Here is a 25,125-nt window from a genome sequence, read left to right on the forward strand (position 1 = left end):
CGAAACTGAAGCGTTTCAGGCGCGTTGCTACGCGCTACGAAAAAACCGCACGAAATTACTTCGCTGTCGTCGCTATCGCCGCAACTCTGCTCTGGCTAAGATAACTGTCCACGCGACCTAGAGCAGATTTGGTCAGAATGATCATTGATCATGGCCTATGCTGCAAATGTCGTTTGAAAGGCTAGTCGCTTCGGGGATCATCCAAGGGCGACGACGTCCGGCCAAAACGGCGCTCAAGATAGGTCACGCCAAAGGAAACGATGTCCTGCGCGTCGAACAGGTAGCAGGATGCGTCTCCTACTCGGTCAATCCGGTGCCGATCGAGGGCAGCGTATGCATGCGCGATCGTTTCGACCGCGTCAGGCTCTCCGTCGACCGCGAAGCGATCGAGGATGCCGTTCGAGTCGAAATCCTCGGCCCACTCCCAGACGGTTTGACCATCGGGGCCAAGTAGCGGCATCTCATAGGTCACGCGGCGTTTACCAGGAATATCGGCAATAGCCTCGGCATAGTGCAGTGCGGTGACTGAGTTCAGCGGAGCGCCTAGCAGAAGAACTTTTCCGCCCAGCTTGACAAAACGTTCGAGGGGCGAGCGTTTTCCCAACGCCTGACCAAGGTGATGAGACTTTGTCAAAGTTTCTGCGAGAGGACCTATAGCGACCATCGATGCGTCCGGATGTGCGCTACGTCGCGCACCGGGGGTCTGGACAAGGAACTGATTGAGCAGGCCGAAGCCCGCATATGTTCCAGAGGTTGCAGGGTCAAACGGAGGCCAGGTGCGACGGAGTTCTTCGTCCATCTGAGCGCCGTTCAATGTTTCCTCGTACGGTGAGCGGTCCCATGAGGCATAGCCCATTACGGTACCCGCCGGCCGACGGCGTCGAGAAGAGCGTCGACGACGGTGGCCGCGCCGCCCTCGACACTACCGATGGCCTTCAACGAGGCATGGACCATCACGAGATCTCCCGGTTGGATGCCCAGTCGTTGAAGGTCTGCTGTGATTTCGGTTCTTGCTCTCATTGGAATCTCTCTCCCAGTTTCTTCTCGGCTGGATCGGCCGTGCCGAGGGGCCGACCTCAAGGAAAAGTACCAGTAGGAGGTAAGCCGGCGGTACGTATTGGTTGACGTAGCTGCCCGTCAGGGCAAACCGGGGCGCTGAAACCAGCATGGATTCAAATCAGCCGCATCCCCTTCAAACTCGCGTGGCCGTTCTTGCCGACGATGATGTGGTCGTGCACGGAGATGCCGAGCGGCTTGGCGATGTCGATGATCGCTTTCGTCATCTGGATGTCGGCCTGCGACGGCGTCGGGTCGCCGGAAGGGTGGTTGTGCACGAGGATCAGCGCGGTGGCGGACAGTTCCAGCGCGCGCTTGATCACTTCGCGTGGATAGACCGGCGTGTGGTCGACGGTGCCGATCTGCTGCACCTCATCGGCAATGAGCTGGTTGCGCTTGTCGAGGAACAGGAGGCGAAACTGCTCCTTGTCGGCGAAGGCCATGCTCGAGCGGCAATAGTCGAGCACGTCGTTCCATGACGACAACGCCTTGCGCCGCTTCACCTCGCCCTTGGCGACCCGGCTCGCGGCGGCCGCGATCAGCTTGAGCTGGTTGACCGAGGCTTCGCCGATGCCCTCGACCTCGCGCAGGCGGCCGACGGGCGCATGGATCACCTCGGCAAACGAGCCGAAGCGTCTCAGCAATTCCTTGGCGAGCGGCTTGGTGTCGCGCCGTGGGATCGAGGCAAACAGCGCCATCTCGAGCAGTTCATAGTCGCTCAGCGCGTCGGGCCCGGCGCTATGGAAGCGTTCGCGCAGGCGCTCCCGATGGCCGTGGTAATGCGGCGTCTCGGCGGGCTGGTCTGTGTTGGTCTTGGCGGGCATCGGCGCCAAACATGCCGTGCCGCGCGGTTTTTGCAACCATGAAGTGCCGCGGACGCATCGAAGCCTTCGACATGCGCCAGAAGACCGGCCGGTCTTGATCGCTTCCGCGTGATGGGCGGCCAGCAATCGTTGCGATTTGGCTGCGAGCCGGCCACATTGGGGTGGCTGGGGATTTCGTCGATTGCCGGATATCGGGTTATGTCGAATGAATTCCACCCATAAAAAGCTCAACTTCGCATCTCAACCAGAGCAACCGGCGTCGCCAGGGGCACACGGTTTCGGAAGCTACGGCGCCTCGGGGCTTCTGGCGTCTTCCACCGATCGGGGCTGGTCGGGCATAGCGGCGGAGCTTCGCAGTCACAGTAGTGGCACGATCGCCTGGAAGAGCCCGCAGCCGGACATCGAAATCTGCATCGACGTCCGGGGCAATGGGTCCGTGGTCACGCGCGAGAGGTATGGCGTCACCGATCGCAGCGTCTCCGAACGTGGGACGATCTGGGTTTCGCCGCCGGTGGCCGAGCATGGCCTGATCGATTTGTCCGATCCCGTTCCGGCGGTCCTGCACATTTATCTGCCGCCGAGCCGGTTTTCGCCGGAGAGCTTTGGCGAAGGGCTCGCCCCATGCGTTGTGACGTCGCTGCGTCATGAAAGCAGTTTTCGCGATCCGCTTCTGGCCGAGATCGCCTATGCACTCACCTCCGAGCTGGAGCGCGAGACGTCTGCCGGCCGGCTTCTCGCGGAGACGCTGGCCTCGAGTCTGGCCGCAAGATTGGTTCAAAACCATTTCGGCAAGCTATCGCTCGACTTCCTCGCACCCCGCGAGGGACTTGACCGGCGCAGGCTGGCGCGTGTGCTGGATTACATCGAGACGAATTTGGAGGGCGAATTGACGGTCCGCCATCTGGCATCGATCGCGTGCCTGAGCCAGTTTCATTTCGCCCGCGCGTTCAAGGCAGCCGTCGGCCGATCGCCGCATCGTTACGTCAGCGCCCGGCGGCTCGAACGTGCCAAGGAATTGCTGGGACAAAGGGAGCAGCCGCTGGCCGATATCGCGCTCAGGCTCAGATTTTCGTGCCAAGCCAATTTCACCCGCGCGTTCCGGCAGGCAACCGGCCTGACGCCCGCTCAGTACCGCCGCAGCGTCGTGGCCTGATTTGTTACGGATGTAACCGATCTGCGTCCGCTGATCCTGACAGCGGCAAGAAATGACAAAAGCTGAGCAACCGAGGCAAAGCCGCGTCCGGCCGCATGGTGCATCTATCGCTCCGATAAACCCCAGGCAATTGCGAGGAGCGAACATGACATCAGAGCGAAAGGTCGTCATCATCACCGGCGCGTCACGCGGCATTGGCGCGGAATTGCTGAAAGCCTATCGCGAAAACGGCTACCGCGTCGTGGCCACCGCCCGTTCGATCGGCAAGAGCGATGATCCGTCGGTCCTCATGATCGAGGGCGACATTGCACACCCCGAGACGGCCGAGCGCATCTTTAAGCTGGCGATCGAGCGTTTCGGGCGCATAGATACGCTCGTCAACAATGCCGGCGTGTTCATTGCCAAGCCTTTTACCGAATATTCCGCCGCCGATTTCGCAAAGATGGTCGCGGTCAATCTCGCCGGATTCTTTCATCTGACCCAGAAGGTCGCAGCGAGAATGCTGCAGACGGGTTCTGGCCACATCGTCAACATCACCGCCACGATCGCCGAACAGCCGATGACATCGCTCGCAGCGGGTCTTGCGGCGCTGACCAAGGGCGGGCTCAACGCGATCACGCGCTCGCTCGCGATCGAATATGCGCCCCGGAATATCCGGGTGAATGCCGTTTCGCCGGGCGCGATCAGCACGCCGATGCATTCGCCGGAGGCGCATGGTTTTCTCGCCGCGCTGCAGCCGATCGGTCGGATGGGCACGACGCAGGAGGTCGTCGATGCCGTGATGTATCTGGAGAAGGCAGCCTTCGTCACCGGCGAGATCCTGCATGTCGATGGCGGCTGGTCCGCCGGTCGCGGCTAGGAGATGCGAGATGTGGTCCGACCGTCGTCTGCTTGAATTGTTTGGAATCGAACATCCGATCGTGCTGGCACCGATGGCGGGTTTCGCCACGGTTGAGCTCGCTTCCATCGTCGCCGATGCCGGCGGCCTCGGCTCGATCGGCTGCGCCACCATGGACCCGCAGCGCGCCACCGATGCGATCACACAGATGCGGCGGCTGACCAGCAAGCCGGTCAGCCTCAATTTCTTCTGCCACGAGCCGGCGAAGGCCAATGCGGGGCGCGAGCGTGCGTGGCACGAGACGCTGTCACCCTATTATCGCGAGCTCGGAGTTGACGATGCGACACCGCCGCCGCGCACCGATCTTGCGCCGTTTGGCAGTGCGATGTGCGAATTCGTCGAGGACGCGAGGCCGGAGGTGGTGAGCTTCCATTTCGGCTTGCCTGCGCCCCCATTGCTGGCCCGGATCAAGGCGGCCGGCTGCAAGGTGATCTCGTCGGCGACGGCGGTTGCGGAAGCGCGCTGGCTGGAGGACCATGGCGCGGATGCAGTCATTGCCCAGGGCTATGAAGCCGGCGGCCACCGGGGCACGTTCCTCGATCGCGACCGGAACTGGGCGGTCGCTTCGCAGCTCGGCACCTTTGAGCTGGTGCCGCAGGTCACTGACGTGGTCAGCGTGCCCGTGATCGCCGCCGGCGGCATCGCCGATGGGCGCGGCATCGCCGCCGCTCTTGCCCTCGGCGCCTCCGGAGTCCAGATCGGGACCGCCTTCCTGCTTTGCCCCGAGGCGGCGACGCCGCCGCTGCACCGCGACGCCTTGCGCCAAGCGCGCGAGCTTGGCACCGTGATGACCAACGTGCTCTCCGGCCGACCGGCGCGCGCCATGGTCAACCGCTTCGTCGCCGAAGTCGGCCCTCTGTCCGACGCAGCACCGGATTTTCCGTTGCCGATGGGCGAGCTGGCACCGCTGCGGGCCGCGGCAGAGCGGAAGGGAAGCCGCGACTTTACCCCGATCTGGGCAGGACAGGGCGCTGCGCTGGCCCGCGAGCTCCCGGCCAAGGCGCTGATGCAGACCTTGGTGAAGCAGGCCGTCGAGCGTCTGAAGCATATCAGGGGCGGCTGAGATCCGCCGCGTTGGCATCTCGGCGTGCGTCACGCTATGATCGTCCGTCCCTGCCAATGCAAAGAGGTCTCGCCGCGTGACGTCGTTTAGGGCTATTCGGGCGCGGGCCGAGAAGCGCAAGGGCGGCGCGAAAGCGCTGGAGAAGCTGCTGCCGCCGGCGCCGAACGCGAAATCTCTGGCTAAGCTGAAAGACGATCGCGTTCTCGCCGAGATGACGAAGCGGGTGTTCTGCGCCGGCTTTGCCTGGAGCGTGATCGACGCAAAATGGCCGGGCTTCGAGGAGGCCTTCCTCGGTTTCCAGGTGGAGAAGCTCGCCTTCGAGCCGGATGAATTCTGGGAGCGGCTCACGAGCGATGCGCGCATCGTGCGCAACGGCGCCAAGATCATGTCGGTGCGTGACAACGCCCGCTTCGTGCAGGAGATCGCGGCTGAGCACGGCAGCTTCGGCAAATTCTTGGGCGATTGGCCGTCCTCCGACGAAATCGGGCTGTTGAACCTTCTGCTCAAGCGCGGCAGCCGGCTCGGCGGCAATACCGGCCAGATCCTGCTGCGTTTCCTCGGCTGGGACGGCTTTGTCACATCAAGGGATGTCGTCGCCTGCCTGCGCGACGCCGGCCTCGATATCGCGGAAGAGGTGAAGTCGAAAGGCGATCTCGCCAAGGTGCAGGCGCAGTTCAACGCCTGGGCCAAGGAGACCGAGCTGCCTTATGTGCATCTCTCCCGCATCTGCGCGATGTCGATCGGGGAGAATTACGAGCCGGCCGAGCTCACGCGACGCATGGGCGGCGATGACTGATCAGACCACCGTCCACGGCTTCTCGCCGCTCCGCTGGGACAGCGTGAAGATCTCCACGCCATCGGCGGTCACGCCGACCGAATGTTCGAACTGTGCCGACAGCGAGCGGTCGCGCGTCACCGCGGTCCAGCCGTCGGACAGGATCTTCACATGCGGCTTGCCGAGATTGATCATCGGCTCGATGGTGAAGAACATGCCTGGCTTCAACGCCACGCCTTCGCCGGGCCGGCCGACATGGATGATGTTCGGCTCGTCGTGGAACATCCGCCCGAGACCGTGGCCGCAGAAATCGCGCACCACGCTCATGCCCTGCGGCTCGACATAGCTCTGGATCGCATGGCCGATGTCGCCGGTGGTGGCGCCGGGCTTCACCGCGGCGATGCCCCGCATCATCGCCTCATAGGTCACCTCGATCAGCCGCTCGGCTTTGCGCGCGATCGGCCCGACCGCATACATGCGGCTGGAATCGCCATACCAGCCGTCGACGATGAAGGTGACGTCGATATTGACGATGTCGCCTTCCTTCAGCGGGCGGTCGCCGGGCATGCCGTGGCAGACCACATGGTTCAGCGAGGTGCAGGTCGAATAGCGATAGCCACGATACATCAGCGTCGCCGGATAGGCGCCATGGCTGAAGGCGAACTCGCGCACGAACTGGTCGATCTTGGAGGTCGGGATCCCCGGCTTGACGATGTCGGTGAGCTCATCGAGGCATTTCGACACCAGCGCGCCCGCTTTGCGCATGCCGACAAAGCCGCTTTGTCCGTGCAGCTTGATCTGGCCGGTCTTGCGTAGGGAGGTGTCGGTTGCTTCGATATAGCTCATGTTCGGGGTCATTTGGCGGGTCTGTCGGACGGGCGATAATTCACCTAATTTAATGATCGAGGCGGCCAGCGCAAGCCAAGGTTGGGGCCGAAATGGCCTTTCCCGCCATGGATTTAGCTGGAAGTCTCGATCACGGTCTCGACCGGAAGGGCGCCGCGGACCCGAAGTTCCCGCACCGGATAGGGCACGCGGATGCCCTCGCGCTTGAAGGCGTCCCACAGCGCCAGCATCACGTCGCTTTTGACGTTGTCGAGGCCATCGGGATCGCCAATCCAGAAGGTCAGCGAGAATTTCATCCCGGCTTCGGCGAATTCGGTCAGGATGCAGTTTGGCGGCTTGCCTTTCAATGCCCGCGGCGCCGCGGCGGCGATCTCGATGGCGAGCTTGCACACCAGCCGCGGATCGGCCTCGTAATTGGTGCCGAAGGGGATTTTGACCAGCGTGTTCTTGTCGGTATAGGTCCAGTTGACGACCTTCTGCGTCACCAGGTCCTCGTTCGGGATCAGAAATTCGCGGCCGTCGCCGGCGGCTACCGAGATGTAGCGGGTTTTCATCGCGCTGATGCGCCCCGAATTGTCGCCGATGGTGACGAGGTCGCCGGGCTTCACCGACTTGTCAGCGAGCAGGATGATGCCCGAGATGAAGTTGGCGACGATCTTCTGCAGGCCGATACCGATACCGACACCGACCGCGCCGGAGAACACCGCGAGCGCTGACAGGTTGATGCCGACCGCGCTCAGCGCGATGGCGATCGCGACCACCATCAGCCCGATGCGGATGATCTTGATCAGGAGCACCTGGACCGACGGCGTCAGGTCGGTGGCGCGGTTGATGCGGCTCTCGACGAAATTGCTCGCGATGTTGGTGAGCCACAGCGCCAGGATCACCAGCGCGCCGGCTTTGATCAGGAGCAGCGGCGTCAACCGCAGGCCGCCGACCTCGATCGCGACCGAATCCAGCGTCTCGGCCGTCGCATCGAGCTGGCCGATGATGCTGAGCGCCGCGACGATCCAGGCCCCCACCGACACCAGGCGGACGATGAAGGCGTTGCGGATGACCGACGCCACCAGGGAGATGACGAGCCAGGCCAGCGCCAGCTTGGCCGAGACTACGATCAGGTAGCTGCGGCTCGGCCAGGTCGAATGCGCCATGATGATGCGCGTCGCGATCATCAGGAGCGCGAACACCGCGGTCGAGGCGCTGCCGACCAGCACGCGGATGAAATGCCTGAGCGGCAGCGGCAGGTGCGACGCCAGCGAATCCATGTCGACCCGTAGGCGGATCGCGGCGTCGGCCGCATAGGCGATGCCGGCGGCGGCCAGGATGATGCCGAACTGCAGATAGAACCAGGGCGAGGTAACCTCCGCTCCGACCGACCGTGCGGCCATCTGCAGGGTCTCGATGACGTCCTTCAGCTCCATTTCCATCGGCGAAATCTCATGAAGTGCAGATTCAAGCGAATTTGATTCGAACGGTCGGCACGATCCCACAAACGCGACGCGCGGACCATCGCCACAACTGGCGTGCGAGGTGAGGCTGGGCGCAAAACCAGAAGAAAATGGGTTGGCGTCGAACTGTGGCGACGGTAAGGATGCATTGCAACTCTTCTCTTTCCTTACGGCGTATGGCTTCTCTCGATCAGGTCAGCATAGCCATCCTGCTTGGCGCAGTTCTCGTGATGGCCGGCATCCTGTCGAGCCTTTTGGCGCTGCGCTTTGGCGCCCCCCTGCTACTGGTCTTCCTCCTGATCGGCATGCTCGCGGGCGATGCCGGTCCCGGCCACCTGCAGTTCGACGACGTCCGCACCACCTATCTGGTGGGCTCGGTGGCGCTGGCGCTGATCCTGTTCGATGGCGGCCTACGCACGCGCTTCCAAAGCATCCGTGCCGTGCTGGCGCCCTCGATGGTGCTCGCGACCGCCGGCGTGCTGTTGACCGCGCTGATCACGGCGCCGGTGGCCAAATATATGCTCGACCTCTCCTGGACCGAGGCATTGCTGGTCGGGGCCGTGGTGGCCTCGACCGACGCCGCGGCGGTATTTTTGCTGGTCCACACCCAGGGGTTGCGCCTGCGCCCGCGCGTCGGCGCCACGCTGGAGGCCGAAAGCGGCACCAACGATCCCTTCGCGATCTTCCTGACGCTGATGCTGGTGGAATTCATCTCCCTCGGAGAAAGCTCGGCGTCGCACATCGTTCTGGAGTTCGTCCGCGAGGCCGTGCTTGGGGCGATCGTGGGCGTGATCGGCGGCCGGCTGGTTGTGATCGCCATGAACCGCGTCGCTCTGCCGCAGGGCCTGCACGCGCCATTCGTGACCACGGCGGCGCTGGTGATCTTCGGCGCGGCGCAGATCGCCCATGCCTCCGGCTTTCTCGCCGTCTATCTCGCCGGCATCATCATCGGCAACCGGCCGACGCGCGCGCACAGCTCGGTGGTCGCGTTCCTCGATGCCGCGACCTGGCTCGCGCAGATCGTGATGTTCGTGCTGCTCGGGCTCCTGGTGTCGCCGCACCGCGTGCTCAGCAGCCTGGGCGCTTCGGTCGTGGTGGCGCTGGCGCTGATGCTGCTGGCGCGGCCGCTTGCCGTATTCGCCTGCATGGCGCCGTTCCGCTTCAACTGGCGGGAGAAGGTGTTCATTGCCTGGACCGGGCTGCGCGGCGCGGTTGCGATCTTCCTTGCCTCGATCCCGATGCTGGTGGGCCTGTCGAAGGCCTATCTCTATTTCGATGTCGCCTTTGTCGTCGTCATCATCTCGCTTTTGCTGCAGGGCTGGACCCTGGCGCCGGCGGCGCGTCGGCTGCACGTGGCGCTGCCGCGCGTCGACCGCGGCCCGCGGCGCGTCGAACTGGACCTGCCCGGCCAGCTCGAGCAGCAGCTCGTCGGCTATCCCGTCGGTGCGAAGAGCCTGTTTTTCCGCCGCGGATTGCTGCCGTCCTGGTCGAGGCCGACGCTGGTGATCCGCGATGAGAACATCCTCTCCCCCGCCGAGGCCGACCCGATCGCGCCCGGCGACTACCTCTATCTGCTGGCGCCGCCGGAGCGAGCGGAAGCGCTCGACCGCTTCTTTGTCGACATGCCGCCAAGCACTGCGCCGGACCCGCATCTGCTCGGCGACTTCGTGGTCTCCGGCGAGCATACGCTTGGCGAGCTTGCCGAGATCTACGGCGTGACCGTCGATGAGGACCAGAAGAAGCTGACGCTGTCGGATTATTTCGACATCCATCTCGACCGCGCGCCGAAGGAAGGCGCGGAGCTCGCGCTGGACAGCATCGTCCTGGTCGCGCGCAGCCTCGGTGGTGGCAGGGTCAATGTCGTCGGCCTGCGCCTGCCGGAGGAAGAGGAGTCGGTCGTGCCGGCGACCCGGCTGCAGCAGTTCAAGCGCAAGCTCGCCGGGATCTGGACATCGGTCGCAGGCGTCTAAAGTCGCGCCCCGAAAGAGAGCGTAGCTCCGGGTGGAGCGCCAGCGTAACCCGGGACCGCTTGCAAACCTTGATGGAGATGTCCCGGGTTGCGCTTCGCTCCACCCGGGCTATGCGGCTGTTTCGCGGGGACGGTCGTCGTGGGCTGGGAAAGGGCTTATCTTCGAAGGAAGCCCGCATCGCCCGCGAACTGCTTGATCAGTTCGTTGAGGTCGTCGTCAGCGGGCCCATCGTTTCCATCTTGCGGATTCGATTCGGTCCGAATCTGTGGTGCCGCAGGCGGCATTACAGCGATCTTCGGCGCGTGGAGTTTCACAGCGCGGCGATCCGGCTTGACCTCTGCGCGCGGCGATCTCGGCTCCCGATTTGCATCGACCGATGCCTGATGCACTTCGGGCGATGCCGCCGGCGTGGATTCCTTTCGTGCGGCCTTCGCGATGATCTCGTTGACGATCGCGCCGAGGCGGCCCTTGTCGGGCTCGGCGAGATAGCTATTGGCGAATTCATCGACATAGTCTTGTCCGTAGTCGGACAGCACCGCGGCCAGTCGCGCCAGATCGGGATCGCTCTCGACCATGCGGCGCCATACTTCCTTGTCGTAAGCGGAGGCGTCGGCGCTCGAGGTCGTTTGCGGTGCCGGCAAGGGGGGAGGTTCCGGAGTGATCGGAACAGTTTCTGCGTGGGCCGGAGGCACTTCGGCAAGTGCGGTAGCCGGCTTCGGACGCGCATCGAGGGCGGCGGACTCCGTCTTCTCGGACTTTCGCCGCTTCCGCTCGGCGACCTGCAGCGACACGAGGCCGATGCCCATCAACAGAAACCCGAGAGCGGCCCAGGCCACCGTGAGGCACAGGACGAATCCTGTGAGCAGCAAAACCCAACCAGCAATACGCATGGCACGCCTTTCTTCCGGCAACAATTTGGCGCGCTCGGGCGGATTTGGCAAATCGACAAGCTTTGTCCTTAAAGCAAACGAATCTGTGAACGAGTCGACCCGATGTCTTTTGCCGAGCACCGCGGGGAACCGTCACATTGTCGCCAATCGGCGGTCAACAAGCGGTTGCAACCCCTGCGGATCACCCAGTTTCGCTGTGAAATGGGAACCAATACGCCTCGAGGGCTGTTGGTGCCTGCCGTAACGAACCTTCACCAGGAGTGGCACATGCGAAAATTCATCCTCCCGATGATCGTGGTGATGACCCTTGGGATTGCGACGCACGCCAGGGCTTATGATTCTGGCGATCTCATATCGATGCAGAGAGCACTGGCGATCGCGACCGATCTCGGGCTCGTAACCGTATCTCACACTGAATTTGCCGGCTATGAATGGCAAATCGAGGGGCGGGATCTCGAAGGCCGGTATATGGAAGTCGATGTCGACGCCCGCACCGGTGCGGTGCTCAACGTCGATCGATAAACCTGCGAGGTGCTGCTTGATGCGCCCTCGCCCCTTGTGGGAGAGGGCTACTCCGGCGTCACTCGCTTGGGTGAGGGGTCTCTCTCCACGCGCACCGTGCCCGCGGCGACGACCCCTCATCCGGCGCTTCGCGCCACCTTCTCCCGCAAGGGGAGAAGGGAAGGCGACCGAAATCACTTCGAGCCTCCCGTCAGCACCTTTACGCCGCCGAACGCAGTCACCTCGCCACGACGCAGCATCACGATCTGGGTCGCGAGCTGGCGCAGTTCGGCGGCGTCGTGGCTGACGTAGACCATGGGTATGCCCTCGTCGCGCAGTCGGATCAGATAAGGGAGGATCTCCACCTTCCGCCCTTCGTCCAGCGAGCCCAAGGGCTCGTCGAGCAGCAACAGGCGCGGCTTCGACAACAGCGCGCGTCCGAGCGCGACGCGCTGGCGCTCGCCGCCGGAAAGTTTACCCGGACGACGGTCCATGAGATGGCCGATGTCGAGCAGGTCGGTGACGCGTTTGCGCTGCGCCGGATCATCCGGCAGGCGATTCATGCGGCGCCCGTAATCGAGGTTCTGCCGCACGTCGAGATGCGGGAACAGCCGCGCGTCCTGGAACACATAGCCGATGCGGCGCCGGTAGGGCGGCACATGCACGTGCGCTTCGGTGTCGTCGAGCGTCTCGCCATCGAGCGAGATGATGCCGCGGTCGGGCTTCAGCAGTCCCGCGATCATGTTGATCAGCGAGGTCTTGCCGGCGCCCGACGCGCCGAACAGGCCGGTGACGCGGCCCTCGCTGGTGAAGGACGCAGAGAGCGTGAATTCGCCAAGGTGCTTGGTGACGTCGACACGGAGCATGGTCAGTTTCCGTGCAGCCGCTTCGTCGCGCGCCGCGCGAACCACTCTGATGCAACAAGCGCGCTCATCGCAAGCACGATGGAGATGATGACCAGCCGCGCCGCCGCAAGGTCGCCCTCGGGCGTCTGGATCAGCGAATAGATCGCCGACGAGATGGTCTGGGTCTCGCCCGGAATGTTGGAGACGAAGGTGATGGTCGCGCCGAATTCGCCGATCGCCTTGGCGAAGCCGAGCACCATTCCGGCGAGCACGCCCGGTAGCGCCAGGGGCAACGTCACGGTCAGGAACACCTGCCACGGCGCCGCGCCCAGCGTTCCGGCGGCCTGCTCCAGCCGCCGGTCGACGGCCTCGATCGACAGCCGGATCGGCCGCACGAGCAATGGAAAGGCCATCACGCCGCAGGCGAGCGCCGCACCGGTCCAGCGGAACGCGAAGACCATGCCGAGATGATCGGCAAGCCAGGCCCCGACGAGGCCGCGCCGTCCAAACGTGAGCAATAGCAGATAGCCGGTGACAACAGGCGGCAGCACCAGCGGCAGATGCACGAGCGCGTCGAGCACCGATTTGCCCCAGAAGTCACGGCGCGCAAGCAGCCACGCCAGCGCGATCCCTAAGGGGGTCGCGACCAGCGTTGCGACGATGGCGACCCGCAACGACAGCAGGATCGCCGTCCACTCGGTCGGCGAAATCTCGAACACGTGGGCTCAGATCATGCTTCCGCTTTTCCGGATCATGCTCAGGTCGTCGGCGTGATCAGGAACTTGAAGCCGTACTTCTCGAGGATCGTCTTTGCCGCCGACGATTTCAGGAAGTTGAGGTACTCGGCGGTCTCGGGTTTGGCCGTCGTCGTCGCCGCGACCGGATAGATGATCGCGGGATGGCTGTCGGCCGGGAAGGTGCCGACGATCTTGACGCCGGGCTCGACCTTGGCGTCGGTCGAATAGACGATGCCGAGCACGGCCTCGCCGCGGGCGACCAGTGTCAGCGCCGCGCGCACGCTTTCGGCCATAGCGAATTTCGGCTCGGCCGCTTGCCAGGCGCCGAGCTTCTCCAGCGCCGCCTTGGCATATTTGCCGACCGGCACGGCCTTGACGTCGCCGGTCGCGATCCTGCCGTCACCGGCGAGCTTGGCGAGGTCGAAGCCGGCGCCGATATTGACGTTGTCGATCTTGGAGTCCTTCGGCGCGATCAGCACGATGCTGTTGCCGAGCAGATTGACCCGCGTCGCCTCGTTGATGTTCTTCTGCTTGACCGCGTAGTCCATCCAGTCGGTGTCGGCGGAGACGAACACGTCGGCCGGCGCGCCCTGCTCGATCTGCTTTGCCAATGCTGAGCTGGCGGCATAGCTCGCATTGACCTTGACGCCGGTCTTGGCGGTGTAGGCGGCGTCGATGTCGTCGAGGGCGTTCTTCATCGAGGCGGCCGCGAACACGGTCAGGGTCTTTTCCTGCGCGTTCGCAGCTAAGGCGGCTGAAGACAGCGCAAGGACAAAGGCGGCGACAATTCCGGCAAGGCGGTTCATGGCAGGCGCTCCATCACGTCCGCATGCACGCGGACCGCGCGCACTTCGGGCGTTGGTTGAATCGGTAAGGATTGCGACAGACGGAAGCGCCGTTCCGGTGATCCCAACGGACTGACGGTCGGTCGGGGCATCGCTATGGCCAGACAATAAACAGGCCCGCGGCCCGGGTAAAGGCGACCCTTTGTGCATTTGCCCAGGCCTATTCGCCGCTCATTCCGCCGGCAGGATCGCGACCGAGATCGAATTCTCTTTGACCCCGCTGATCTGCAGCACGAATGGGCTGGCGGAAAGCTCGAATTTTACGGTCTTGCGGATACCGTCGCAGTCGGTGGCGCCGCTGAATGCCTTGGGCTTGAGGAAGTGACCATCCTGCACCACGTCCAGCCAGGCGCCGGACGACAGGCTGATCGTGTAAAGGCCGGCCTTGGGCGTAGTCTTGAAGCTGGTGAAGCCGGCAAAGGTGCCGTCCTTCGGCGCACGCTCCGGCGGTCTCGGCAATTTGGCATCCGCCGGCGCCACCAGGGTCAGCGTGAATCCGCTTGCGGACAAGGCCGCAAACTCGTTGCCTGAGGTCAATTTGGCGCGATCTGGCGCGGTCAGCGCGGCGCGCTCGCGATCGATCGGCCATTTGAACTTGTCGCAGCCGCTCGGTTCTTCCGCCGCAAGGGCGGGCGCACTGCCGAGCAGCAGCAACGCAGCCAGAACAGATGTCCGCCGCATGACTATTCCACCGCGATCATGACATCGGAGGCCTTGACCACCACGATCACCTTGCCGCCAACCTTGATGCCGAGATCGTCGACCGCCTCGTTGGTGATCGAGGACGTCATGACGGTGCCGCCGATATCGACGCGGACATGGGACGTGGTTGCGCCCTTCTTCACCTCGACGACGGTGCCCTTGATCTGGTTACGTGCACTGAGACGCATGATCGCTCCTCGCAATGGTTGAATGCGCGCAGTCGTGCTGCGCCTATGTGGCTTTTGGTTGAAACGAGCGGGACCGTCGTCCCCGGCAGACGCCTTGCGCTTGCGGCGCTGGCCGATGCGACAATAGCCCATCAAGCCGCCGTGGGAATAGCGTCCTGACGAAGATGTTATCCTCGCGGGACAATGCGTAGCCCGGATGGAGCGTCAATCGAAGAAGATGTTACTGCTTCGCGTCCGGCGCGTTCAGCACCGCTTTGCAGGCGGCCGGCATTTGCGCCAGCGTCATTGGCGGCTTCGGCTTTGGCGGTATCGGCGGCGGCTTCGGATGCAGCACCGCATCGGAGAACCAGAAGTCGAAGTCGGAAGGCTTGCAGCCTTCATCCTCCGACTGCGACGGCTGTCCCTCGCATTCGCTGGCGCCGGCCGGGCAGCGCATGCGGATGTGGAAGTGATAGTCATGGCCCCACCACGGTCTGATCTTGGCGAGCCAGCTACGGTCGCCCTTGGCCTCGCGGCACAACGCCTTCTTGATCGCGGCATTGACGAATATCCGCTGCACGGCGGGCTCCTGCGCGGCGTCGCGCAGCACCAGCACATGGCCGGGGGTGAACACTTTGGGATCGACGTCGAGCCGGTCCGGCCGCACCATCATCACCGCCGACATGTCCTCGCGTTCTTCGCGCGACAGCCTGCGGTCGGGCATCGGCGTCAGCCAGACGTCGGCATCTAAACCGATCTGGTGGCTGGCATGGCCGCTCAGGGCGGGCCCGCCGCGCGGCTGCGCGATGTCGCCGACCAGGATACCCGGCCAGCCGGCATCCTTGTGTGCCTTTACCGACAGGCGCTTGAGCAGCGCGATCATGCCGGGATAGCCCCAGTTGCGGTTGCGCGACAGCCGCATCACTTGCCAGGTCTCGCCATTGATCGGCATCGGCGCCGCGCCCGCGAGACAGCCTTTGGAATAGGAGCCGATCACCCGCGTCGGCGTCGCCGTCGGCAGCACCTTGCGCGCGAACAATTCCTTGGCGCCGAGCTTGGGATCGTTGGGATTGGCGAGCGGCGGCAGCGGCTTCGGATTGACCGAGCCTCTGTCCTGCGCCGACGCCGCGTCGGCACCAAGCGATAGAGCTGCAAGAACCAGCAGGGTCAATATCGGGCGGGACGTCATGGGATTCACTCGAAGGGCAGTCAGCGTAACATGGATTCGATGGTCCGCGAGCCGCCGTGACATCGCAATTGGTTGATGGAGCTAAACTCCCTCTCCCGCTTGCGGGGGAGGGCCGGGGCGGGGGTATCTCCGCGATTCGGACTCTTCGTGTGGAGAGGGCCCTCACCCGGCGCTTACGCGCCGACCTCTCCCGCAAGCGGGAGAGGTGGGAAGAGCCTTCACTGCATCTCGATCTTGGCCGACTTGATCACCGTGCTCCAGCGGTCGACCTCGCTGCGCAGATATTGCGACGTCCGCTCCACCGAGCCGCCATAGATTTCCGCGGAGAGCTTTCGGAAGTTGGCCTGGATATCGGGCCGGGCCAGCACTTCGTTGACGTCGGCATTGATCTTCTCGACGATCGCTTTCGGCGTCCCTGGCGGCGCCACCATCGCAAACCAGGCGACCGCTTCGAAGCCCGGCAGCGTTTCGGCGATCGTCGGCACGTTGGGCATGGATGGCAACCGTTTGGGCGAAGCCACCGCCAGCAGCTTGAGCTTGCCGGCCGTCACCAGCGGCAGCGTGACGCCGAGATTGTCGAACATCAGGTCGACGTCGCCGGCGAGCAGGCCCTGCAGCGCCGGCACGGTGCTGCGATAGGGAATCTGGCGCAGCTTCACCTTCGCCATCGTCTCGAACAATTGGGAGCTCAGATGCGACGTTGTCCCGCTGCCGAGCGTGGCGGCTGTGAGCCCATCGGGGTTTGCGCGCAGATGATCGATCAACTCCGCCACGCTGGACGCCTTGATGCCGTTGGGGCGGACGAAGATCGCGTTCGGCACCTGCGCCATCACGACGATCGGCTCGAACCTCGCCGGATCAAAGCGGAGCTTGCGAAAAAGGTTCTGGTTGATGACGAGCGGCGGCGGTGGCGCGGAGAGAAGGGTGTAGCCGTCGGGGTCGGCATTGTAGACCTCCTCGGCCCCGACGTTGCCGGCTGAACCGATCCTGTTCTCGATTACGATCGGCTGGCCCCATTTGCGCGACAGCCAGTCCGCCACCAGCCGCGGGACCGCATCCGCGGTGCCGCCGGCAGAGAATGGCACGATGATCCTGACGGTGCGGTCCGGGTAGTCTCCGGCAGCGCCGGGACCACACGTCAGCAGCAGCGCCAGCGTCGCCGCCAAGAGAGTGCTGATGGTGAGAGATCGATTGTGCGTGCTCTGGCGCATCGGGTCCCCTCCCCAAGGCGATGCTTGCGCCTCGTCCCCTGGAGCGGAGGATAGCCTGAACCGGCAGGCGCCCGAAGCCTTTTTGGCGGCAGCAGATGCCACCGCCTCGTGATTGGTTCGATGCAAGCTCGCGGCTTAACCGGGTACTAACCCTGTCGCGTAATGACGCAATTTCGTGCGGAATACGCGCCATTGGTGCATCCGCAGCATCGCTACCCGGATCGCGGGAAAATTGGCTCCGCGCGCTTGGTTGATTTGCCCGTTGGATTTGCTTCTCAGCCCTTCGAGCCGCCCACCGGTATTCAGAGATGCGGACGTCCGCCTCCTAAACAGGCAGCTCGGAGGCCGGCTCTATTCTGGAAACCGGCGGAATACACCATTTTTTCAGACACTTATCGGAGAACCATCCGCGGCGGGAGTGCGTGTGGGCGAAAAGTCGATGCCGAAGATGCGGCCAAGAACGGCTAAGAAACTGAAGCGTAAGGCGGCGGCGAGAATTTCCGGCCGTCCCGTCAAACCCGATCCGAAGCTTGCAAGTGGCAGGCGGCGCGTTCCATCCGAGATCGGCGAGATCGTGCGCAACCGAGCCGAGACTGAAGCGGCAATCGCGGATGCGCGCCGCTCCAACGAACGCCTGCGCGAGGCGATCGACATCCTGCCGCAGGGCATCGTGTTCCTCGACGCCGAAGGCCGCTACATCCTCTGGAACAAGAAATATGCGGAGATCTATCGCCGCAGCTCCGACCAGTTCGAGCACGGCGCGCGGCTGCAGGATACGCTCCGGGTCGGCGTCGCGCGCGGCGACTATCCCGAGGCCATCGGCCGCGAGGAGGCGTGGATCGCCGAGCGGCTGAAGAAACTCTATCAGCCCGGCGAGCGGCATGAGCAGAAGCTTGCCGACGGCCGCGTCGTCCTGATCGAGGAGCGGCTGACCTCGGATGGCGGCGTCGTCGGCCTGCGCGTCGACATCACCGAATTGAAGCAGCGCGAGGCCTCGTTCCGCCTGTTGTTCGACGGCAATCCGGTGCCGATGATCGTCTGCTCGCTCGACGGTGAGCGCATCCTCTCCGTCAACGACGCCGCGGCCGAGCATTACGGCTTCAGCCGCGCCGAATTTGAGAAACTGACCATCCGCAGCCTGCAGGCATTCGATACCGAACTGCCATGGATCGGCGGCCGCGGTGGCGACGAGCAGGCGGCGCGGACCTGGAAGCATGTGCGGGCCGACGGCACGCTGATCGATCTTGCGATCTATTCGCGCGAATTGATGCATGGCAACCAGCCCGCGGTGCTGCTGGCGCTGATGGACATGACCGAGCGCAAGCGCGCCGAGGCGCGGCTTGCCTTCATGGCCCAGCATGACGGGCTCACGGGGCTGCCCAACCGCAATCTGCTCCGCCAGCAGATGGACGACATGCTGCTGCACACCCGCCGCAGCGCCGAGAAGGTCGCGGTGCTGGTGCTCGGGCTGGACAATTTCAAGGCCGTCAACGACACGCTCGGCCATGGCGTCGGCGACAAGCTCCTGCGCGGGGTCGCAAAGCGCCTGCGCTCGACCTTGCGCGAGGAAGATGCGCTGGCCCGTCTCAACTCCGATGAATTCGCGATCGTCCAGAGCGGCGTGTCGCGTCCGGAGGATGCGGTGCTGCTCGCGAAGCGCCTGCTGGAAGCGATCGGCGAACCCTATCTGCTCGACGGCCATTCCATCGTGATCGGCGCCAGCATCGGCATTGCGATGTCGCCCGGCGACGGCGACGAATCGGAGAAACTGTTGAAGAGCGCCGACATGGCGCTATCGCGCGCCAAGAGCGAATTCCGCGGCACCTTCTCCTTCTTCGAGGCCGAGATGGACGCGCGCGCCCAGACCCGCCGCAAGATCGAGATGGATTTGCGCGACGCGATCCAGAACGACGGCTTGCGGCCGTTCTACCAGCCGCTGGTCGATCTCTCGAGCGGCCGCATCACCGGCTTCGAGGCGCTGGTGCGCTGGCCGCATCCCGAGCGCGGCATGATCTCGCCCGGCGAGTTCATCCCCGTGGCGGAAGAGACCGGCCTGATCAATCCGCTCGGCGGCTTGATGCTGCGGCGCGCCTGCATGGATGCCGCGCACTGGCCCGACGATGTCCGCGTCGCCGTCAACCTGTCGCCGCTGCAATTCCGCACCGGCAATCTGTTGTCGCAGGTAACGGAAGCGCTGAAGTATTCCGGTCTGCCGGCGCGGCGGCTCGAGCTCGAGATCACCGAGACGCTGCTATTGGAAAAGAGCAGCCAGGTGCTGGCCACGCTGCACGCGCTGCGCGCGCTCGGCGTGCGCATCTCGATGGACGATTTCGGCACCGGCTATTCCAGCCTCAGCTATTTGCGCAGCTTTCCGTTCGACAAGATCAAGATCGACCAGTCGTTCGTGCGCGACCTCGGCTCCAACCGCGATGCGCAGGCGATCGTGCGTTCAATCATCAGCCTCGGCAAGGGCCTCGGCGTCACCATCACCGCGGAGGGAGTCGAGACCGAAGCCGAGCTGAGCTGCCTGCGCGCCGAAGGCTGCCACGAAGGCCAGGGTTTCCTGTTCAGCCGCGCCAGGCCCAATGCCGACATCGTCAGCCTGCTGCAGGCCCAGCGCGGCGACGCCAACGACGACGAAGCCGCGCTGGTGGCGTGACTCCAAATCTCTCAACTCCTCATTACCAGCGAAGCGAAGCAATCCATAGCGCCACGCGCTGAGACATGGATTGCTTTGCTTCGCTCGCAATGACGAATTGCTCACCGCGTCGTTGGCGATCCCGCGAGATTGCCTGAGAGGATCGCGCGGCCGGCGTCCTCGTAATTGACGTCGCGGGCCTGGATCTGCTGCGCGATCGCGTGCATGTCACGGAAGCGGCGCTCGAACTTGTTGGCGGCGAACACCGCCGTGGCGCCGGCCATGTGATAGGCGGTATCGACCACGGATGCCGATTGGTGGATGGTCCAGGTCGAGGCGACGCGCAGCGCCACGCGATGGCCTTCGGTCAGGGAAACGCCGCGTTCCAGATCGCGCCAGACGTCCGCAGCAGTCGTATAGAGATAGGCACGCGCAGCGCGCAGGCTTGCCTCGGTGCGGCCGATCAAACCCTGCACCGCATTGTTCTCGCGCATCGCCTTCAACCCTTGCGGCGTCTTGCCGCGCGAAAGCTCGATCGCCGCATCGAGCGTGGCGCGTGCCACGCCGAGCGCGGTCGCGGCAAAGCCCATGCCGAACACCATGTTGGTGGAAAGCTTGTACAGCGGGCCCCCTTCGCGCAAGGCGGAAGGATCGTCGCGCAGCGCCGCGAACTTCTCGGGGATGAACAGATTCTCCACCGAATAGGAATCGGTGCCGGTGCCCTTCAGCCCGATCACGTCCCAGACGTCGTGCATGGTGGCGCTCGCCGCCGGAAACAGGATGGTGCGGATTTCCATCGAGCCGTCCGCTTTCTTGCGGGGCGAGCCGTCCTGTTCGACCACGCGCACATGCGCGCCCAGCCAGCTCGCCTGCCGCGATCCGCTCGCGAAATCCCAGCGCGCATTGGCGAGATAGCCGCCCGGCACCGCCTTCACCTCATGCGCGATCGCGCCCCAGGCCAGAATGCCCGGCGCGACGTTGAAAATCTCGTTCGCCGCATCAGGGTCGAGATAGGCCGCGGTCATCGCGCAGACGCTGCATTGGCCGAGGCACCAGGCAGTGGAGGCATCGGCCTTGGCGACCTCCTCCTGCATCTGCATGAACGCCTCCAGCGTCGCCTCGCTGCCGCCGAAGCGTTTCGGCAGCAGCGCCCGGTACAGCCCGTTGTCGACCAGCGCCGCCGTCACCGCTCCCGTCAGCCGCCGCGTCCGCTCGATCTCGTCGGCATCTTGTGTGATCAACGGCGCCAGCGCACGCGCCTTCCCGGCAAGATCGAACCCTTCTGGCTTGCTCATGCGTTTCCTCGCTGTTGTTGTTTTGTTGAGCGGGAACGCGATGGTGGCTTATCTGTGGGGGGAGGGCAAGCTAGTCGAGGCACTCGCCGCCGTCATTCCGGGGCGCGCGTAGCGCGAGCCCGGAATCCATTTCTCCGCCCGTGCCTGTGGCCCGATGGATTCCGGGTTCTCGCTTCGCGAGCCCCGGAATGACAGCGCCTCAGCTATCCACCTTCAGCGCGGCAATGAAAGCTTCCTGCGGGATGTCGACCTTGCCGAACTGCCGCATCTTCTTTTTGCCTTCCTTCTGCTTCTCCAGAAGTTTTCGCTTACGCGTGATGTCGCCGCCGTAGCACTTGGCGGTGACGTCCTTGCGCAGCGCGCGGACGGTTTCGCGGGCGATCACCTTGCCGCCGATCGCCGCCTGGATCGGGATCTGGAACATGTGCGGCGGGATCAGTTCCTTCATCTTCTCGACCATGGCGCGGCCGCGGCCCTCGGCGCGGGTGCGGTGCACCAGCATCGACAGCGCGTCCACCGGCTCGCCATTGACCAGGATCTGCATTTTGACGAGATCGGCCGGCTTGTAGTCGGTCAGATGATAGTCGAACGAGGCATAGCCCTTGGAGACCGATTTAAGGCGGTCGTAGAAATCGAACACCACTTCGTTGAGCGGCAAATCGTATTTCACCATCGCGCGGGAGCCGACATAGGTCAGCTCCTTCTGCGAGCCGCGCCGGTCCTGGCACAGCTTCAGCACACTGCCGAGATATTCGTCCGGCGTGAGGATCGTGGCCTCGATCCAGGGCTCGTCGATCTCGGCGATCTTGACCACGTCCGGCATGTCGACCGGGTTGTGGATCTCGATCTCGCTGCCGTCGGTGAGCTTCATCTTGTAGATGACGCTCGGTGCGGTCGCGATCAAATTGAGATCGAACTCGCGCGACAGCCGCTCCTGGATGATCTCCAGGTGCAACAGCCCGAGGAAGCCGCAGCGGAAGCCGAAGCCCAGCGCGGCCGAGGTCTCCATCTCGAACGAGAAGCTGGCATCGTTGAGGCGGAGCTTGCCCATCGCCGCGCGCAGGGTTTCGAAATCGTCGGCGTCAACAGGGAACAGGCCGCAGAACACCACCGGGATCGCCGGCTTGAAGCCCGGCAGCATTTCCGACACCGGCTTCTTGTCGTCAGTGATGGTGTCGCCGACGCGGGTGTCGGCGACTTCCTTGATCGCCGCAGTGATGAAGCCGATCTCGCCGGGACCAAGTTCGTCCACCTGCTGCATCTTCGGCGTGAAGAAGCCGACGCGCTCGATGTCGTAGGCTGCGCCCGTGCCCATCATGCGGATGCGGCTGCCCTTCTTCATCACGCCGTCGACGACGCGGATCAGGACGACCACGCCGAGATAGACGTCGTACCAGCTATCGACCAAGAGCGCCTTCAAGGTGGCGTCCTTGTCGCCCTTCGGGGGCGGCAGGCGGGTGACGATCGCCTCCAGCACGTCAGGCACGCCAAGACCCGTCTTGGCCGAGATCATTACGGCGTCGGAAGCGTCGATGCCGATCACGTCCTCGATCTGCTGCTTGACCTTCTCCGGCTCGGCCGCGGGCAGGTCGACCTTGTTCAGGACCGGCACGATCTCGTGGTTGTTGTCGAGCGCCTGGTAGACATTGGCGAGCGTCTGCGCCTCGACGCCCTGGCTGGCGTCGACCACCAGCAGGGAACCTTCGCAGGCCGCCAGCGACCGCGAGACTTCGTAGGCGAAGTCGACATGGCCGGGCGTGTCCATCAGGTTGAAGATGTAATCCTTGCCGTCCTTGGCGCGGTATTTCAGCCGCACCGTCTGTGCCTTGATGGTGATGCCGCGCTCGCGCTCGATGTCCATGGAATCGAGCACCTGTTCCTTGCCCGCCATCTCGCGATCCGACAGGCCGCCGGTCATCTGGATCAGGCGGTCGGCCAGCGTCGATTTGCCATGGTCGATATGGGCGACAATGGAGAAGTTGCGGATGTTCGGAATAGGGGCGGTCGTCATGGGGCGCGAGATAGCATTCGCACCCCGAAGCGGCAACCACATTGCGGAATTTTGAGCCGGTTTTGGTTGGTCTTGGCGGGTGTTTCTGCCGATTGTGGGTCGCTGCGGCAAACGGCAGCGGCGGGGAAACTTGCGGCGCCGGTCTCCCATAGTCACGCCAAGCTGATTTCATTCGCCCGTAAAACAGGCTAGGCAGGGCCCATGGCGACTGCATCAATCCTGCCCGCGGCGGCGCGCGCAAAACGGAAGTTCTCTATCTCCCGCCTGGCGGCGTGGCTGGTGGCGCGCGCAACCGATCCCGTCACCGGATTATGGTTCGTCACCGGCTTTGCGCTCGCCCATGCCGTGCTGTGGACGCTGATCCTGGTCAATCTGAAGTCCGCGCAGGACATCCATATGGACGTCGCGGAGGCCTTTGCCTGGGGCCAGAAATTCCAGCTCGGCTATGGCAAGCATCCGCCGCTGTCCGGCTGGGTCGCCGGCCTCTGGTTCCGCATCTTTCCGGTGACGGATTGGGCGACATATGCGCTGGCGATGGCGGTCATCGCCGTGAGCCTTATCGTCTGCTGGCTGATCGCGCTGCGTGTCGTCGACCGCCGCCGCGCCTTCTTCGTCGTGGTGACGCTCGCGCTCTATCCGATCTTCAACTTCAAGGGCTACAAGTACAACGCCGACCTGTTGCAGCTTGCAACCCTGCCGCCGGTCGTGCTGGCCTATCTCTACGCGTTCGAGAAGCGCACCGTCATTTCGGGCGTCTGGCTTGGCCTTGCCGGCGCGCTGGCGCTGATGACCAAATATTGGGTGCTGACCATGATCGGCGCCATCGGGCTTGCGGCGCTGATCCATCCCGAGCGCCTTCGCTTCCTGGCTTCGCCGGCGCCGTGGGTTGCGATCGCAACGATGATTGTGGCGATGATTCCGCATATCGTCTGGCTGAGCGAGACCCATTTTGCGCCATTGACCTATGCCGGGGATGTCTACAGCATCGACAATCGCGCGGTCAGTCTGTTTCTCGTGAAGGGCTATATCGCCCACAATATCGGATTGCTCGCCGCCTGTATCGTGCTGGCGGCGCTGGCGCTTGGGTGGGGCGCGCTGGTGCGGCGGCCGTCGACCTTGTTCACGCGCAACTGGTCGCTGGGGCCGAATCCCGGCGTCAATCTCTCGCAGGCGCTGAACGTCTGGATCATCCAGATCATCGTCGCGATCGGACCGCCGCTCGGCGCGCTGTTCTTCGAGATCTATATCAAGACCGACTGGGGCATCTCGCTGTTCTTCCTGACGCCGCTCGCGCTGGTCGCGATCCCCTGGCTGCGGATCCCCAGGATGGCGCTGTTTCGGATCAGCGCGATCTGGCTCGTGATCAGTATCGCCATGCTGTTCGCGTCGCCGACCATTGCCGAGCGCGAGCTTGCCGCCGATCCGAACAGCGTCGCGAAATACGGCGCGCGCGCCGAGCTTGCGCGCGAGCTCACGGAGGCCTGGCACCGCAAAGCCGCCTCGCGCTGGGCCGTGGTGGCGGGCACCACGGAGGTGATCATGCCGCTGGTGTTCTACAGCCCTGATCATCCAGCGCCGTTCACGCCGGGCGAGGTCTGGGGCGCGGGCCTCACCAGCGAAGCGGAAGCCAAGCGCCTCGGCTTCATCGGCGTGTTCGACCCCAATGACGGACGCCTGCCTGCGTTCGAGAGCTGGATCGACAAGAACGCGCCGCACGCCGAGCGCCTGATCATGACCACGCGCCGCTTCGTCAACGGCCACCCCGGCCCCTCCGTGAGCTGGAAGGTCTACATCGCGCCGCCGGTGCCGGATCGCCCGAAATCGTGACGTGGGTTAGCGCAGCGTAACCCACCATTCGCGTCAGCCACAAACACCGCCGTCATTCCGGGGCGTCCGAAGGACGAGCCCGGAATCCATTCAGCTACTTGCGTCGGCGGCAAAATGGATTCCGGGCTCGATGCTTCGCATCGCCCCGGAATGACAGTGTCGCCCCGTCCTTCGACGGGACGACAACGGTGCACGAAGCGTAGTCGTAATGTGAGACACACAACGCCTCCTCCA

Annotated in this window: 21 protein-coding genes and 2 pseudogenes; 9 read left to right on the plus strand and 14 right to left on the minus strand. The window is 64.1% G+C overall.

Features of this window, described 5'->3' with window-relative positions; translation table 11 throughout:
* Positions 1-104: pseudogene (locus tag AC5ZG5_RS00005) on the plus strand (IS5/IS1182 family transposase); the annotation flags it as partial.
* 77 nt (positions 105-181) lie between these two features.
* On the opposite strand, the pseudogene aac(3) reads toward AC5ZG5_RS00005, so the two are convergent.
* Positions 182-1,020 (minus strand): annotated as a pseudogene (aac(3), locus tag AC5ZG5_RS00010) (aminoglycoside 3-N-acetyltransferase).
* Between the two features lie 152 nt (positions 1,021-1,172).
* The gene (radC, locus tag AC5ZG5_RS00015) at positions 1,173-1,880 is read right to left on the minus strand and encodes a RadC family protein (RefSeq protein ID WP_456640618.1); all 708 of its coding nucleotides are present in this window, start codon (positions 1,878-1,880) and stop codon (positions 1,173-1,175) included.
* 205 nt (positions 1,881-2,085) lie between these two features.
* On the opposite strand from radC, the gene AC5ZG5_RS00020 reads away from it, so the two are divergent.
* The 4 genes from AC5ZG5_RS00020 (at position 2,086) to AC5ZG5_RS00035 (ending at position 5,790) form a co-directional block, all read left to right on the plus strand.
* Entirely contained in the window at positions 2,086-3,033 is a 948-nt protein-coding gene (locus AC5ZG5_RS00020; protein WP_130227155.1) for a helix-turn-helix domain-containing protein, read from the plus strand.
* A gap of 145 nt (positions 3,034-3,178) precedes the next feature.
* Entirely contained in the window at positions 3,179-3,892 is a 714-nt protein-coding gene (locus AC5ZG5_RS00025) for an SDR family NAD(P)-dependent oxidoreductase (RefSeq protein WP_028163376.1), read from the plus strand.
* Between the two features lie 10 nt (positions 3,893-3,902).
* Positions 3,903-4,994, plus strand: a complete 1,092-nt coding sequence (locus AC5ZG5_RS00030) for an NAD(P)H-dependent flavin oxidoreductase (protein WP_456640619.1) — start codon at positions 3,903-3,905, stop codon at positions 4,992-4,994.
* 76 nt (positions 4,995-5,070) lie between these two features.
* Complete coding sequence (locus AC5ZG5_RS00035; protein ID WP_456640620.1) at positions 5,071-5,790, plus strand: DNA-3-methyladenine glycosylase I; 720 nt, start codon at positions 5,071-5,073, stop codon at positions 5,788-5,790.
* On the opposite strand, the gene map is transcribed toward AC5ZG5_RS00035, so the two are convergent.
* Together map and AC5ZG5_RS00045 are read right to left on the minus strand one after the other, a co-directional pair.
* Positions 5,791-6,615, minus strand: coding sequence for a type I methionyl aminopeptidase (gene map, locus AC5ZG5_RS00040; protein ID WP_028163378.1), 825 nt, complete (start codon positions 6,613-6,615; stop codon positions 5,791-5,793). It abuts the gene before it with no gap.
* 113 nt (positions 6,616-6,728) lie between these two features.
* Positions 6,729-8,042 (minus strand): mechanosensitive ion channel family protein, encoded by a 1,314-nt coding sequence (locus AC5ZG5_RS00045; RefSeq protein WP_028163379.1) that lies wholly within the window; start codon positions 8,040-8,042, stop codon positions 6,729-6,731.
* Between the two features lie 197 nt (positions 8,043-8,239).
* On the opposite strand from AC5ZG5_RS00045, the gene AC5ZG5_RS00050 reads away from it, so the two are divergent.
* On the plus strand, positions 8,240-10,033 hold the full coding sequence (locus tag AC5ZG5_RS00050; protein WP_456640621.1) for a potassium/proton antiporter: 1,794 nt from the start codon (positions 8,240-8,242) through the stop codon (positions 10,031-10,033).
* A gap of 155 nt (positions 10,034-10,188) precedes the next feature.
* On the opposite strand, the gene AC5ZG5_RS00055 is transcribed toward AC5ZG5_RS00050, so the two are convergent.
* Positions 10,189-10,923, minus strand: a complete 735-nt coding sequence (locus AC5ZG5_RS00055) for a hypothetical protein (protein WP_456640622.1) — start codon at positions 10,921-10,923, stop codon at positions 10,189-10,191.
* A 102-nt stretch (positions 10,924-11,025) separates the two neighbouring features.
* Here AC5ZG5_RS00055 and AC5ZG5_RS00060 point away from each other — a divergent pair, with 102 nt between their 5' ends.
* Entirely contained in the window at positions 11,026-11,445 is a 420-nt protein-coding gene (locus AC5ZG5_RS00060; protein ID WP_456640623.1) for a PepSY domain-containing protein, read from the plus strand.
* Between the two features lie 173 nt (positions 11,446-11,618).
* On the opposite strand, the gene modC is transcribed toward AC5ZG5_RS00060, so the two are convergent.
* From modC to AC5ZG5_RS00095, 7 genes are all read right to left on the minus strand, one after another.
* Positions 11,619-12,290, minus strand: coding sequence for a molybdenum ABC transporter ATP-binding protein (gene modC, locus AC5ZG5_RS00065; protein WP_456640624.1), 672 nt, complete (start codon positions 12,288-12,290; stop codon positions 11,619-11,621).
* Between the two features lie 2 nt (positions 12,291-12,292).
* The gene (gene modB, locus AC5ZG5_RS00070) at positions 12,293-12,988 is read right to left on the minus strand and encodes a molybdate ABC transporter permease subunit (RefSeq protein ID WP_456640625.1); all 696 of its coding nucleotides are present in this window, start codon (positions 12,986-12,988) and stop codon (positions 12,293-12,295) included.
* 38 nt (positions 12,989-13,026) lie between these two features.
* The gene (gene modA, locus AC5ZG5_RS00075) at positions 13,027-13,812 is read right to left on the minus strand and encodes a molybdate ABC transporter substrate-binding protein (protein ID WP_130229470.1); all 786 of its coding nucleotides are present in this window, start codon (positions 13,810-13,812) and stop codon (positions 13,027-13,029) included.
* Positions 13,813-14,022: 210 nt separating this feature from the next.
* Positions 14,023-14,532 carry a hypothetical protein gene (locus tag AC5ZG5_RS00080; RefSeq protein ID WP_456640626.1) on the minus strand — a complete coding sequence of 170 codons (510 nt, stop codon included), beginning with the start codon at positions 14,530-14,532 and terminating at the stop codon, positions 14,023-14,025.
* Between the two features lie 2 nt (positions 14,533-14,534).
* A complete protein-coding gene (locus tag AC5ZG5_RS00085) occupies positions 14,535-14,741 on the minus strand; it encodes a TOBE domain-containing protein (RefSeq protein ID WP_028163387.1) in 207 nt (68 codons plus the stop codon).
* Between the two features lie 220 nt (positions 14,742-14,961).
* Positions 14,962-15,909: a penicillin-insensitive murein endopeptidase gene (gene mepA / locus AC5ZG5_RS00090; protein WP_456640627.1), complete on the minus strand. Its 948-nt coding sequence runs from the start codon at positions 15,907-15,909 to the stop codon at positions 14,962-14,964.
* A 218-nt stretch (positions 15,910-16,127) separates the two neighbouring features.
* The gene (locus AC5ZG5_RS00095) at positions 16,128-17,120 is read right to left on the minus strand and encodes a Bug family tripartite tricarboxylate transporter substrate binding protein (RefSeq protein WP_035689921.1); all 993 of its coding nucleotides are present in this window, start codon (positions 17,118-17,120) and stop codon (positions 16,128-16,130) included.
* 439 nt (positions 17,121-17,559) lie between these two features.
* Between AC5ZG5_RS00095 and AC5ZG5_RS00100 the strand changes: the two genes are divergently transcribed.
* Positions 17,560-19,779 carry a putative bifunctional diguanylate cyclase/phosphodiesterase gene (locus AC5ZG5_RS00100; protein ID WP_456640628.1) on the plus strand — a complete coding sequence of 740 codons (2,220 nt, stop codon included), beginning with the start codon at positions 17,560-17,562 and terminating at the stop codon, positions 19,777-19,779.
* 101 nt (positions 19,780-19,880) lie between these two features.
* Here AC5ZG5_RS00100 and AC5ZG5_RS00105 read toward each other — a convergent pair whose 3' ends face one another.
* Both AC5ZG5_RS00105 and lepA read right to left on the minus strand, forming a co-directional pair.
* Entirely contained in the window at positions 19,881-21,053 is a 1,173-nt protein-coding gene (locus AC5ZG5_RS00105; RefSeq protein ID WP_456640629.1) for an acyl-CoA dehydrogenase family protein, read from the minus strand.
* Between the two features lie 199 nt (positions 21,054-21,252).
* Entirely contained in the window at positions 21,253-23,064 is a 1,812-nt protein-coding gene (lepA, locus tag AC5ZG5_RS00110) for a translation elongation factor 4 (RefSeq protein WP_028163392.1), read from the minus strand.
* Positions 23,065-23,265: 201 nt separating this feature from the next.
* Here lepA and AC5ZG5_RS00115 point away from each other — a divergent pair, with 201 nt between their 5' ends.
* Positions 23,266-24,891: a glycosyltransferase family 39 protein gene (locus AC5ZG5_RS00115; protein WP_456640630.1), complete on the plus strand. Its 1,626-nt coding sequence runs from the start codon at positions 23,266-23,268 to the stop codon at positions 24,889-24,891.
* The last annotated feature ends 234 nt before the right edge of the window (positions 24,892-25,125 follow it).

This window comes from Bradyrhizobium sp. Ses1, assembly GCF_059512365.1.